The organism is Nocardioides ginsengisegetis (assembly GCF_014138045.1).
In the GTDB taxonomy this organism is placed as follows: Bacteria; Actinomycetota; Actinomycetes; order Propionibacteriales; family Nocardioidaceae; genus Nocardioides; species Nocardioides ginsengisegetis.
On the sequence record NZ_JACGXA010000001.1, the window covers coordinates 764,822 to 777,923 of the forward strand.

Here is a 13,102-nt window from a genome sequence, read left to right on the forward strand (position 1 = left end):
CGGCGCGTGGACGCCCTCTTCCGTGACGCCGACGCGCTGCTCGACGCCTACGCGGCGGTCGACTGGGCAGCAACTCCGCTCGGTGCGGTGGACGGGTGGAGTCCGGCGCTGCGCGGTGCCGTCGACCTGATGATCAACACCCCCAATCCGGTGACCCTGATCTGGGGAGCGGAGCTGGTGCTCGTCTACAACGCGGCGTACGCCGAGCTCATCGGCGGCAAGCACCCGGCCGCCCTGGGTCGCCGCTGCGTCGATGTCTTCCCCGAGGCGTGGGACGTGATCGGCCCGCTCCTGGAGGGCGTGCTGCGCGGCTCCGGCCGGGTCTTCATGGAGGACAGCTACCTGCCGCTGCACCGCAACGGCTTCCTCGAGGAGTGCTGGTTCAACTACGCCTACTCGCCCGTGCACGCGCCCGACGGGTCGGTCGAGGGCGTCATCGACATCTGCAACGAGGTGACCACCGAGGTCCTGGCGGTGCGCCGCCTCGAGCTCCTGACCCGGTTGGCGAACGCGCTGGCCACCGCCGAGAGCGACGACGAGGTGGTCGCCCGCGCTCTCGAGGTACTCCGGGCGGACCCGGCCGACCTGGTCGAGGTGGAGCTGTGGATGGGAGGGACGGCACCGCCGGACGCCGCGCTCCCGCAGCCTCCCGACGTCTCCACCCAGATCGCCGAGACCGACCAGGGCAACGTCGCCTGGCTGCGGCTGCCCACGCACGACCGGGTGGCGAAGCAGGCCCGTCTGGTGGCCAGGCTCAGCGCGCAGCTGCGGCCCGACGGAGACTTCCTCGACTTCCTCGGCCTGATCTCGGTGCCGATCGCCCAGGCCCTCGACCGGGTGGCCGCGCGGGCCGGCGAGCGCTCGCTCTCGGAGTCCCTCCAGCGCAGCCTGCTCACCCGGCCGGACACCATCGGCTCGCTGGCGGTGGCGGTGCGCTACCTGCCCGCGAGCGAGGCGATGCAGATCGGCGGAGACTGGTACGACTCCTTCCCGCTGCCCGACGGCGGGCTCTGCGTGGTCGTCGGGGACGTGGCCGGGCACGACCAGCGCGCGGCGGCCGCGATGGCCCAGCTGCGCAACGTGACGCGCGGGCTGGCCTACGCCGGTGCCGCCTCGCCCGCCCAGGTGCTGCACGGCCTGGACCGCGTCATCGACGGACTCGACGTCGACGTGGTGGCCACCGCGGTGCTGGCGACCTTCGCGCCGGCCGAGGAGGGGCACGCGGTCCGGTGGAGCAACGCCGGGCACCCGCCCCCGGTGCTGCTGCGCGCCGACGGCGAGGTCGCGCTGCTCGAGCGCCGGCCCGACGTGTTGCTCGGCCTGACCGCGCGCCCGGAGCGGGACGAGCACGAGGTGCCGCTCGAGCCCGGTGATGCGCTGGTGCTCTACTCCGACGGCCTCGTCGAACGCCGGGGCGTCGACCTGGAGGACAGCCTCGGCTGGCTCACGGATCGGCTCGCCGGGCAGCAGCACCTCGACCCCGAGTCGCTCTGCGAGCGCCTGCTCGACGGCATCACGCGGGTCGAGGACGACATCGCCCTCCTCGTCGTACGCCGGGGCGCCTGAGTCCGGTCCAGACCGGCTCTCCACAGGTGTGCGCGTGGTCTGTGGAGGATGGGCCATTTCCTGTGGAGAGGAGGCCCCGGACTGTGGAACCCGCTGTGGAGGATCGGCGTGCACCGGGATCGCCCGCACTTTCTCCGCCGAACCGCTTGTGCCCGCCTCCCGGGAGGCATAGAACTCTCCTCACGAGATCCCGCAAGGGAGATCGCGACAGCTCGGAGACGAGGGTCCAGACGGCGGGGCAACCCGCCGCGGTGGCAGGGTGATGATGCCGCCGGGACCGGAGCCGACGAGCGGTCGACCGGGAGCGTCACCGGACCGGTCACCCAGAAGGGCCCTTGAACCTCATACGTCCAAGGGCCCTTCGCCTATGTGGAGGGCCCCTTTCCTGAGCGGGGCTCCGGGTGGACGATGGAGGCGCGGTCCCTCCGCGTCCGGTCCGGTCGCGATCGATGTCCCGGAGTCGTCGGTCAGCACCAGGAGTCCGGCCGCGCCGGTGGGTGGTCCCGAGCCGCCCACCGGACGGGCGGCCCTGCCCCTGTCTCGACCCGCGTGTCGGCCCACTCCTCGGCGTGCGTGCCATGACACCGGCCGGTAACCGCAAGACTGGTCCCGTGACCGCGACCTACAGCGTCCTGCACTCGATCGTTCCCCCGATCGCCCGCACCGTCTGGCGACCGACGGTGCGCGGGCTGGAGAACGTCCCGACGACCGGCGGCGTGATCCTGGCCAGCAACCACCTGAGCTTCGTGGACTCGGTGGTGATCCCGTGCGTGGTGCCGCGCAAGGTCGTCTTCCTCGCGAAGTCCGACTACTTCACCGGCACCGGCCTCAAGGGCCTGGCCTCCCGACTGTGGTTCGAGGGCATCGGGATGCTGCCGGTCGACCGCGACGACAGCAAGGCCGCGCTCGCCTCGCTGGACACGGCGCTCGGGGTCCTCGGCCGGGGCGAGGCGTTCGGCATCTACCCCGAGGGCACCCGCTCGCGCGACGGCCGGCTCTACCGCGGCCGCACCGGCGTCGCCCACCTCGCCCTCACCGCCGGGGTCCCGGTCGTGCCGGTCGGCCTGACCGGCACCGAGAAGGTCCAGCCGGTCGGCTCCAACGTGCCCCGGATCGTCCCGATCACGGTGGAGTTCGGTGCCCCGATCCACGTCGCCGGCCGCTTCGACGGGGTCCCCCAGGGTCGCGCCCGCCGCGAGGTCACCGACGAGATCATGACCGCCATCCAGGCCCTGTCGGGTCAGGAGGAGGCGGGGATCTACAACGCTCGTCCTGAGGAGTGAGCGAAGCGAACGTCTCGAAGGGAGCGGGCGCCCGACGCCTGACTCGCTGGCAGACCTTGCCGACGAACCGCCGGTCCGTCGGCAGATTGTGCCGTGGTCCGGCGATCGACGTACCGATTGAATCGTGCCCATGGCCTCCCCGAACCCCCGCACGATCCGGATCGGCATCGACACCGGCGGCACCTTCACCGATGTGGTCGCCTTCGACGAGGAGTCGGGGGAGCTGGTCACGACCAAGACCCCGTCCACGCCGGGCAACCCCGCCGACGGCTTCCTCGCCGGCATCGACAAGGTGCTCGGCCTCCTCGGCGCCGGCCCGGACACCATCGACGCGGTCAGCCACGGCACGACCGTCGCGACCAACCAGCTCCTCGAGGGGAAGGTGGACCGCCTCGGGTTCATCACCACCGAGGGCTACGAGGCGATGCTCGAGATCGCCCGTCAGTCGGTGCCCGACGGCTACGGCAACTCCTACTTCTGGGTGAAGCCCGACCGCATCGTGCCCCGTGACCTGGTCAAGGGCGTCGGCGGCCGGCTCGACTTCACCGGCGCGGAGGTGCGGCCCTTCGACGAGGAGTCGGCCCGCGCGGCCGCGCGCTGGTTCCGCGCCCAGGGCATCAACACCCTCGGCGTCTGCTTCCTGCACGCCTACGCCAACCCCGAGCACGAGGAGCGGATGCGCGCGGTGCTCGCCGAGGAGCACCCCGACGCCGTCGTCTCGCTCTCCAGCGAGGTGCTGCGCGAGTACCGCGAGTACGAGCGGGCGATGACCACGCTCGTCGACGCCGCGGTCAAGCCCCGGCTCTCGGCGTACGTCACCAACATCAAGAGCCGCCTCGAGGCGCTCGACGACCGGACCATCCCGTTCTACGTGATGAAGTCCAACGGCGGCGTGCTGTCGGCCGACGAGGTCGTCCACCAGCCCATCACCACGGTGCTGTCCGGCCCGGCCGCCGGTGCGCTCGGCGCCGCGCTGATCGCCAAGGTCGCCGGCTTCGACAAGGTGCTGACCTCCGACGGCGGCGGTACGTCGACCGACGTGTCGGTCGTCATCGACGGCGAGCCGACGCTGACCACCGAGGGCTCGGTCGGTGCCTTCCCGTCCAAGATCCCGATGATCGACGTGGTGACCGTCGGTGCCGGCGGTGGCTCGATCGCGTGGCTCTCGCCCGAGGGCACCCTCAAGGTCGGCCCCCAGTCGGCCGGTGCCGACCCCGGCCCGCTCTGCTACGGCAAGGGCGGCCTGGACGTCACCATCACCGACGCCCACGTCTTCCTCGGCCGGATCCCCCCGCACCTGCTGGGCGGAGAGATCCCGCTCGACGTGGACGCGGCCCGCGAGGGCATCCAGAAGCTGGCCGAGCAGCTCGGCCTGACCCCGGAGGCCTGCGCCACCGGCATCCTGGAGATCTCCGCCTGGAACCAGGCCAACGCGCTGCGCCAGGTCACCGTCAAGCGCGGGCTCGACGTCCGCGACTTCACGCTCACCACCTTCGGCGGCTCCGGCTCGCTGCTGCTGTGCCGCCTCGTCGACGTGCTCGGCCTGCCCGCCGTGCTGGTCCCGCCCAACCCGGGCAACGTCTCGGCCTTCGGCCTGCTGACCGTCGACGTGAAGAACGACTACGTGCAGACGCATGTCTCGCTCGCCGACCACCTCGACCCCGCGTCGGTGGCCACGATCCTCGACGGGCTCACCGCGCAGGCGGCCTCCGCCCTGACCAAGGAGGGCTTCGCCGAGGGCGAGCACTCCTTCGTCCGCACCGCCGACGTGCGCTACTTCGGCCAGGCCTTCGAGGTCCGCGTCGGCGTGCCCGACGGCCCGATCGACGCCGCGGTCCTCGACGAGGTGGCCGCCCGCTTCCACGCCGAGCACAAGGCGCTCTACGGCTACGACTTCGCCGGCGACGCCACCCAGCAGGTCGAGTGGGTCAACCTCCGCGTCTCGGGCATCGGCCCGATCCAGCGGCCCGAGATCAAGCGCCACCCGGTCTCGGCAGGCTCGACCACCGGAGCAGCGACCGAGAAGGGCCGCCGCCAGGTCTGCTTCGACGCCGCCGAGGGGTACGTCGACACGCCGGTCCTGTGGCGCCCCGACCTCGGTCCCGGCACCGTCGTGACCGGTCCGGCGATCATCGAGGAGTTCGGCTCCACGGTGCCGCTGCACCCCGGGTTCACCGCCCGTATCGACGAGTTCCTCAACATCATCGTCACCCGCGTCGACACCGCCGCCACGCCCGCCGCCACCAAGGAGAACAACTGATGTGCACCAGCTCCGCCGTGACCGGGTTCGCCGCCCCCGCCGACACGGGCAGCGGTGAGAGCCGCCGCGCTCCCACGCAGTTCCCCTTCGGCCACCTGACCGCCGACGCGGGCGCGAGCGCCGACCCGGTCCTCGTCGAGATCGTCCAGGGCTCCCTGGCCTCGGTCGAGATGGAGGTCGAGACCGCCATCGGCCGCACCAGCCGCAGCCCGATGATCCGCGACGCCCACGACTTCCGTGCCGGCATCCACGACCGGCTGCTGCGCAAGCTGACGGGCCGCTCCTACTCCGCGCTGGTGCACCCGATCGCCCGGGACTTCCCGATCGAGGAGATGCGCGAGGGGGACGTCTTCTTCCACAACGACGTCTACCGCTCCGAGGGCGGCATCGGGCACCTGCCTGACCTGTGCGTCACCGTGCCGGTGTTCGCGGGCGCGGAGGGCGAGCGCCGGGTCGTCGCGTTCGTGCAGGCCTTCGGCCACCACGACGACATCGGCGGCGCCGTGCCCGGCTCGATGCCCTCCAACGCCACCAGCGTCTTCGAGGAGGGCCTGATGGTCCCCCCGATCCGGCTCTGGGACGCCGGCGTGCCCAACCGGGCCGCGCTGAGCATCATGACCCGCAACTCCCGGATGCCCGAGTCGCTCTCCGCCGACCTCGACGCCGAGTGCTCGGCCTGCCTCATGGGCGCGCGCCGCCTCGGCGAGCTCTTCGACCGCTACGGCATCGAGACGGTCGAGTCCTGCTTCGACGCGATCATCGACCGGACCACCACGACGTACCGTCGCGAGATCCTCAGCAAGATCCCCGTCGGCAGCTGGGTGTGGGAGGACTACGCCGAGCACGACGGCGTCGACGAGCCGATGCTGCACACGCAGCGGATAACGCTGACCCGTACGGCGGCCGAGGACCCGGAGGGGGAGCGGCTGATCCTCGACTTCGGCGGCACCTCGCCCCAGGCCAAGGGACCGATCAACCACTGCGGCGACTACAGCGACGGCGTCTTCCTCAAGAAGTGGCTGGCCCCGATCCTGCGCAACCTCGCCGACACCCCCGAGCGGATGGCCGAGCTCGACGTCAACGAGGGCATCGTGCCGCTCATCGAGATGCGCTTCCCGCCGCCGGGCACGCTGCTCACGCCGGTCTTCCCGGCGCCGACCAACGCGCGCACGTTCGTGATCCTGCGGCTGCTCGGCGTGCTGGCCGGCGTGGTCGCCAAGGCGGTGGACGGCAAGATGCCCGCCGACCAGGAGACGATCCGCTACACCGGCGTCTACGGCGACGACCTCGAGGGGCGTCCCTACCTCATGCGCGAGGTCCTCGGCGGCGGCTCGGGCGGCCGTTACTACGCCGACGGCGAGGACACCATCCACGTCGTGCCGGACTCGCGGAACCTCCCCAGCGAGTTCACCGAGGCCCGCTTCCCGTTCCGCGTCGAGTCGCTCGGCCTGGCCATGGACTCCGGCGGCGCCGGCCAGTTCCGCGGCGGCCTGGGCTACGAGAAGCAGATCCGGATGCTCAAGGACGCGCACTTCATGTCCATCGCGGACCGCTCGATCCTGGCCTGCTGGGGCGTCAAGGGCGGCCTGGCCGGCAAGCCGTTCCAGGTCACCGTCGACCCCGGCGGCCCGAACGAGCGCGAGGTCGACGCCCTCGCCGACGCCGAGCCGATCAAGGCCGGCGAGCTGGTCCGGATCCGGACCACCGGTGGCGGCGGCTGGGGCAACCCGCTCGACCGCGACCCGGCCCTCGTGGTCCGCGACGTCGTGTGGCGCAAGGTGTCGGCCGAGGCCGCGCTCGCCGACTACGGCGTGGTCCTCACGGGCTCGCTCGACGACGACTCGCTGGGCCACGACGAGGCTGCCACCGCGGCCGAGCGCGCCGGCCGTCCGGAGGCGAGTGAGGCCTTCTTCGACCGCGGTCCGGGCTACGCCCACCTGGCCGGCGGTGCAGCCTTCGCCCAGGTCGACCTGGTGTGAACACCCGCGTAGCGGTCGTCGGAGGGCACGGCAAGACCGGCCGTGCCGTGGCGACCGCGCTCGCGGCCCGGGGCGCCGACGTCGTCGCCACGGGCCGGGCCGAGTGGGAGAACCTGACGGCCGCGCTCGCCGGCTGCGCGGCGGTCTACGTGATCGCGCCCAACCTGGACGTCGACGAGCCCGGCTACGTCGGGCACGTCCTCGAGGCGGCCCGCAAGGCCGAGGTCGGCCGGGTCGTCTACCACTCGGTCGCCTCGCCGCACCTGCCCGCGCTGCCGCACCACCTCGACAAGGCCGAGGCCGAGGACCTGGTCCGGCGCTCGGGGCTGCCCTGGACGATCCTCCAGCCGGGCCCCTACCTGCAGAACCTCGACCTCACCACCACCGTCCGGCTCCCGTACGACGCCCACGCGACGTTCGGGTTCGCCGACCTGGCCGACGTCGGGGCCGCCGCCGCGGTCGTGCTGCTGGAGGGCGGCCACGCGGGAGCGACGTACGAGCTGGCGTCGCGGGTCGCCACGGTGGCCGAGCTCGCCGCCGAGGCCGGTGTCGACGTCGTCGTGGAGCGGCCGACCGGGCGTCCGGGCAGCCGCGAGGAGGCCCTGCTGCGGGCGATGTTCGACTACTACGACCAGCACGGTCTCCCCGTCGGCACGCTGCCGTTGCGGGCCCTGCTGGCGCGCGCGCCGCTCGAGGAGTAGGAGAGTGGGTCCATGAGGACCATCGACCACTGGATCACCGGACGCCCCGCCACGGGGGAGTCCACCCGCACCTCACCCGTCTTCGACCCCGCCACCGGCCAGCAGCAGGCCGAGGTCCGCCTCGGCAGCACCGCCGACGTCGGCACGGCCGTGGCCGCGGCGAAGGCCGCTTTCCCGGACTGGTCGCAGACCTCGCTCAGCGCCCGCGCCAAGGTCCTGTTCGCCTTCCGCCAGCTCGTGCACGCGCAGGTCGACGAGCTCGCCGCGCTGATCACCGCCGAGCACGGCAAGGTCCTCTCCGACGCCGTGGGCGAGGTCCAGCGCGGGCTGGAGGTCGTCGAGTTCGCGTGCGGGATCCCGCAGCTGCTCAAGGGGGAGTACTCCGACCAGGTCTCGGCCGGCGTCGACAGCTACTCCTGGCGCGAGCCGCTCGGCGTGGTCGCCGGCATCACGCCGTTCAACTTCCCGGCGATGGTGCCCATGTGGATGTTCCCGGTGGCGATCGCCTGCGGCAACACCTTCGTCCTCAAGCCCAGCGAGCGCGACCCCTCGGTCTCCCTGCGCCTCGCCGAGCTGTGGCGCGAGGCCGGCCTTCCCGGCGGCGTCTTCAACGTGGTGCACGGCGACAAGGAGGCCGTCGACGCGCTCCTGGACTCGCCCGACGTCGCGGCCGTCTCCTTCGTCGGGTCCACCCCGATCGCCCGCTACATCCACGAGCGCGCCACCGCGACCGGCAAGCGCGTGCAGGCCCTCGGCGGGGCCAAGAACCACGCGATCGTGCTGCCCGACGCCGACGTGGACTTCGCCGCCGACCACCTCTCGGCCGCCGCCTTCGGCTCCGCCGGTGAGCGGTGCATGGCGGTCTCGGCCGCGGTCGCCGTCGGTGCCTCGGCCGACCGGCTCGTCGAGGCCCTGGGGGAGCGGGCCCGGGCGGTCGCGGTCGGTCCCGGCAGCGACACCACCAGCGAGATGGGCCCGGTCATCACGCGCGCCGCCCAGCAGCGGATCCTCGGGCTGATCGACGCCGGCGAGGCCGAGGGCGCCCGCGTCGCCGTCGACGGGCGGGGGTACGTCGTGCCCGGCCACGAGGACGGCTTCTTCGTCGGCCCGACGCTCCTCGACGGCGTCACCACCGGGATGGACGTCTACCGCCAGGAGATCTTCGGCCCGGTCCTGTCGGTGCTGCGCTGCCGCGACGTCGACGAGGCGATCGCGATGGTCAACGCCAACCCCTACGGCAACGGCACCGCGGTCTTCACCAACAGCGGCGAGGCGGCCCGCCGGTTCCAGCGCGGCGTCCACGTCGGGATGATCGGTATCAACGTGCCGGTGCCGGTCCCGATGGCGTTCCACTCCTTCGGCGGCTGGAAGGACTCGCTGTTCGGCGACACCCACGTGCACGGCCCCGAGGGCGTCCGGTTCTACACGCGGGCCAAGGTCGTCACGGCCCGCTGGCCCGCCACGAGCGCGGCCAGTGACGCGAGCTTCCACTTCCCGACCTCCCGCTGACGGCCCGGTCGGGACCGGGTCCTTGTCCCGGGCCGCGCTGCGACGCACCATGGAGGATGGGTGGGGAGCCCGTCGAAAGGTGAGGCCCATGGACACGCTCGATGTCCTGCGGAGTTCCGTACTGCACACCCACGAGTCGCTCGCGCAGCGCTACGACGAGGCCAGCGCGATGCTGTCCACGCCGGGGCAGCCACGCAAGGGGCTCGAACCCATCGACACGTTCCTGTCGATCGCCAGCAAGCACCTCAGCGCCGTGGACGCGGTGCTGCTCGCCCAGGTCCGCAAGCACGTGCCTCAAGGTGCCCAGCTCGTCCACGACTACCTCCACGCCGCCCGGGAGCTCGAGCTGGCGCTCGCGCACGTGAAGGCGCGGGAGTACGGTTCGGTCTTCCAGGCCGGCCGGGCCTGGTCGTCGGTGTGGGGCGAGGTCGAGCACGCGCTGGCCGAGCACCGGCACCACGAGTTCGTGCTCGTCGAGATGCTCGCCGCCCACCTGACCCGGGCCGAGCTCGACGAGCTCGCCGAGCGGCTCCACCAGGCGGAGAAGGGCGCCCCGAGCCGGCCGCACCCCTACGCGCCGCACACCGGGATCTCCGGCCGGCTGGCCCGGCGGGTCCTGCACGCCGCCGACTCGTTCTGGGACGCGGCTGAGGGCCGGATGGTCCCCGAGCCCGAGCGCCCGCCCCACAAGGACCCCGGCCTGTTCGCGCAGTACCTCCTCGCCGACCCGCGCTTCGACGAGGAGGAGGTCGCCCGGCAGCGCCTGGAGGCCCGACAGCGTCGGGCCCGCCCGGCGTAGGGGCCGGTCGAGCCGGCACGTTGGCAACACCTGCCATGGGACTGCCCCTGTGTTGGCCGTAGTTGCTGGTGTCCGGGGGCGTCCCGGGGCCTAGGTTCGTCTGCATGAAGGTCCTCCTCGCCCTCGGCGGCAACGCCATGACGAACGCCGACGGCCGGGCCCGTCCGGAGGACCAGATCGCGGCCGCGCAGACCGCGATGGCCGCCGTCGCCGACCTGCTCGAGCACGACCACGACGTCGTCATCACCCACGGCAACGGCCCCCAGGTGGGCAACCTGCTCGTCAAGAACGAGCTCGCCGCGAGCGTCGTCCCGCCGGTCCCGCTGGACTGGTGCGGCGCGCAGACGCAGGGCACCCTCGGCTTCGTCCTGATGAACGCGCTCGACCACGCCCTGGCGGTGCGAGCCCTCGACCGTCGTACGGCGGCCGTCGTGACGCGGGCCCTCGTGGCCTCCGACGACCCCGGCTTCACCCACCCGACCAAGCCGATCGGCCGGTTCCTCCCGGCCGAGGAGGCCGCCGTGCTCGTCGAGCACGGCGAGACCTGGGAGGACCGCGGCGAGAAGGGTTGGCGCCGCGTCGTCGCCTCGCCCGAGCCGCTGCGCATCGTCGACGCGCCTGCCGTCCAGGCGCTCGTCGCCGCCGGCTTCGTCGTCATCGCCAACGGCGGCGGCGGGATCCCGGTCGTCCAGGCGCCCGACGGCAGCCTGCGTGGCGTCGAGGCCGTCATCGACAAGGACCTCGGCGCGGCCCTCCTCGCGCGCAGCGTCGACGCCGACGTGCTCGTCGTCGCGACCGACGTGCCCCAGGCCGTGCTCCGCTGGGGCACTCCGGACGCCGAGCCCCTCGGCACCGTCACCCTCACGCAGATGCGCAAGCTCGCGGCCGAGGGCCACTTCGCCAGCGGCTCGATGGGCCCCAAGGTCGACGCGGCCTGCCGGTTCGTCGAGCAGGGCGGCACCCGCGCCGTCATCACCAGCCTCGACCACATCGTCGACGCCGTGTCCGGAGACTTCGGCACCGTCGTCGTCAGCGACTGACCGCCCCCACGAAAGGACCCCTCCCATGCCCGACGCCATCGAAGTACGCAAGGTGCCGATCCACTCGGTCGCCGACGCCAGCGAGCTCGCCAAGCTGATCGACGACGGGATCATGGACGCCAGCCGCGTCATCGCGATCATCGGCAAGACCGAGGGCAACGGCGGCGTCAACGACTACACCCGGATCATCGCCGACCGCGCGTTCCGCGAGGTGCTCGTCGAGAAGGGCGCACCCGCCGACCAAGTCAAGCAGATCCCGATCGTGTGGTCCGGCGGCACCGACGGCGTGATCAGCCCCCACGCCACGATCTTCGCCACGACGGACGCCGAGCCCAGCGACGAGCCGCGCCTCACGGTCGGCTTCGCGATGAGCGAGCAGCTGCTGCCCGAGGAGATCGGCCGCACGCCGATGATCACCAAGGTCGCCGCCGCGGTGAAGGAGGCGATGGCCAAGGCCGGCATCACCGACCCCGCCGACGTGCACTATGTGCAGACCAAGACCCCGCTGCTGACGATCCACACGATCCGCGACGCCAAGTCGCGCGGCAAGTCCGTGTGGACCGAGCACACCCACGAGTCGATGGACCTCTCCAACGGCGTCACCGCGCTCGGCATCGCCGTCGCGCTGGGCGAGATCGAGATGCCCACCGACGCCGACGTCATGCACAACCGCGACCTGTTCTCGGCCGTGGCGTCCTGCTCCTCGGGCGTCGAGCTCGACCAGGCGCAGGTCGTCGTGGTCGGCAACGCCACCGGGGTCGGCGGCCGCTACCGCGTCGGTCACTCGGTCATGAAGGACGCCCTCGACCAGGACGGCATCTGGGACGCCATCCGCTCCGCCGGCCTCGACCTGCCCGAGCGTCCGCGCACCTCCGACCTCGACGGCAAGCTGGTCAACGTCTTCCTCAAGTGCGAGGCGTCGCAGGACGGCACCGTGCGCGGTCGCCGCAACGCGATGCTCGACGACTCCGACGTGCACTGGCACCGCCAGATCAAGGCGACCGTCGGTGGCGTCACCGCCGCCGTCACCGGCGACCCGGCCGTTTTCGTCTCCGTGTCCGCCGCGCACCAGGGCCCCGAGGGTGGGGGCCCGGTCGCGGCCATCGTCGACCTGGGCTGACCCCCCGCTGTCCAGGTTGCGTCAAAAGGACGTCATGCGGTCGGAGCTGCACCCAGCCCCGACCGCATGACGTCCGACGTCTTTGTGGGGGAGCGACCCGCAAAGGCAGCCAGGCGCTCGTACGCCGTCGCGCGGTCGTCGACGGCCACCTCCGGCGCGAACGCCGTACCCCGGTTGTCCGCCGTCATCCCAGCCCGCATGAAGGCCAGGGCCGTCTCCGCCACGCGATCGTCGAGCCGCCAGCGGTAGCCCACCGCCCGCGCCAGGTCCCACGTGTGCACCGCGAACTCCGTGGTCTGCCAGTCGACGATCCGCGCCTGGGCCCGGTCACCCTCCTGGTGCCACAGGTGGATCAGGTCGTCGGCCGCGGACCGGAACTCCGACGCCCACTCCTGCTCGACCGGAGGCGCCGGGGCCGACCAGTCGGCCTCCCCGCCCCGCATCGTCTCGGCGAAGCGCCGCGGCCCGGCGACGAGGTGGGCGACCAGCTGGCCGACGTCCCAGTCCGCGCAGGGCGTGGGCTGCCCCAGCTGGTCGTGCCGCACCGAGGCCAGGACGTCGCCGGCCTGGTCGAGTGCGTGGGAGAGCGTGACAACGGCATCGTTCGGCATGGTCATGGCGATTCCTCCGTCACCCACGCTACGCGTGCTCGGGCCCGACCGGGAGGGGTCGAGTCGGCGCAGCTGCCGGGCCGTACGCCGAGGTCCGGCTGCGTTCGCCGAGCGTTTGGCAAACCGAGCCGGTCAGGTCACCCGCGGCCCCTAGCTTCCTCGTCCGGACGGTTGTTTCGGGCAACGACCTGGCCGGCTCCCTCGGGGTGTCGGCCCGACGGAGGAGCACATGCG

10 protein-coding genes are annotated in these 13,102 nt (G+C 72.4%); 9 read left to right on the top strand and 1 reads right to left on the bottom strand.

What is annotated here, in order from left to right:
* Positions 1 to 6 precede the first annotated feature (6 nt).
* The 9 genes from FB382_RS03605 to bar all read left to right on the top strand — a co-directional run bounded on the left by FB382_RS03605 (position 7) and on the right by bar (position 12,257).
* Positions 7 to 1,566 carry a SpoIIE family protein phosphatase gene (locus FB382_RS03605; protein WP_182536881.1) on the top strand — a complete coding sequence of 520 codons (1,560 nt, stop codon included), beginning with the start codon at positions 7 to 9 and terminating at the stop codon, positions 1,564 to 1,566.
* 611 nt (positions 1,567 to 2,177) lie between these two features.
* On the top strand, positions 2,178 to 2,849 hold the full coding sequence (locus FB382_RS03610) for a lysophospholipid acyltransferase family protein (RefSeq protein ID WP_343055473.1): 672 nt from the start codon (positions 2,178 to 2,180) through the stop codon (positions 2,847 to 2,849).
* A 130-nt stretch (positions 2,850 to 2,979) separates the two neighbouring features.
* Complete coding sequence (locus FB382_RS03615) at positions 2,980 to 5,109, top strand: hydantoinase/oxoprolinase family protein (RefSeq protein WP_182536883.1); 2,130 nt, start codon at positions 2,980 to 2,982, stop codon at positions 5,107 to 5,109.
* A complete protein-coding gene (locus FB382_RS03620) occupies positions 5,109 to 7,088 on the top strand; it encodes a hydantoinase B/oxoprolinase family protein (RefSeq protein ID WP_220481251.1) in 1,980 nt (659 codons plus the stop codon). Before FB382_RS03615 ends, FB382_RS03620 begins: the two co-directional genes overlap by 1 nt.
* Entirely contained in the window at positions 7,085 to 7,789 is a 705-nt protein-coding gene (locus FB382_RS03625; protein WP_182536885.1) for an NAD(P)H-binding protein, read from the top strand. The genes FB382_RS03620 and FB382_RS03625 overlap by 4 nt, the downstream gene beginning before the upstream one ends.
* A 12-nt stretch (positions 7,790 to 7,801) precedes the next feature.
* Positions 7,802 to 9,298 (top strand): CoA-acylating methylmalonate-semialdehyde dehydrogenase, encoded by a 1,497-nt coding sequence (locus FB382_RS03630; protein ID WP_182536886.1) that lies wholly within the window; start codon positions 7,802 to 7,804, stop codon positions 9,296 to 9,298.
* Between the two features lie 88 nt (positions 9,299 to 9,386).
* A complete protein-coding gene (locus FB382_RS03635) occupies positions 9,387 to 10,097 on the top strand; it encodes a hypothetical protein (protein ID WP_182536888.1) in 711 nt (236 codons plus the stop codon).
* A 104-nt stretch (positions 10,098 to 10,201) separates the two neighbouring features.
* A complete protein-coding gene (locus tag FB382_RS03640) occupies positions 10,202 to 11,137 on the top strand; it encodes a carbamate kinase (RefSeq protein WP_182536890.1) in 936 nt (311 codons plus the stop codon).
* A 25-nt stretch (positions 11,138 to 11,162) separates the two neighbouring features.
* Positions 11,163 to 12,257 carry a barbiturase gene (bar, locus tag FB382_RS03645; protein ID WP_125038507.1) on the top strand — a complete coding sequence of 365 codons (1,095 nt, stop codon included), beginning with the start codon at positions 11,163 to 11,165 and terminating at the stop codon, positions 12,255 to 12,257.
* 32 nt (positions 12,258 to 12,289) lie between these two features.
* Here bar and FB382_RS03650 read toward each other — a convergent pair whose 3' ends face one another.
* Complete coding sequence (locus tag FB382_RS03650; protein ID WP_182536892.1) at positions 12,290 to 12,874, bottom strand: TIGR03086 family metal-binding protein; 585 nt, start codon at positions 12,872 to 12,874, stop codon at positions 12,290 to 12,292.
* Positions 12,875 to 13,102 lie beyond the last annotated feature (228 nt).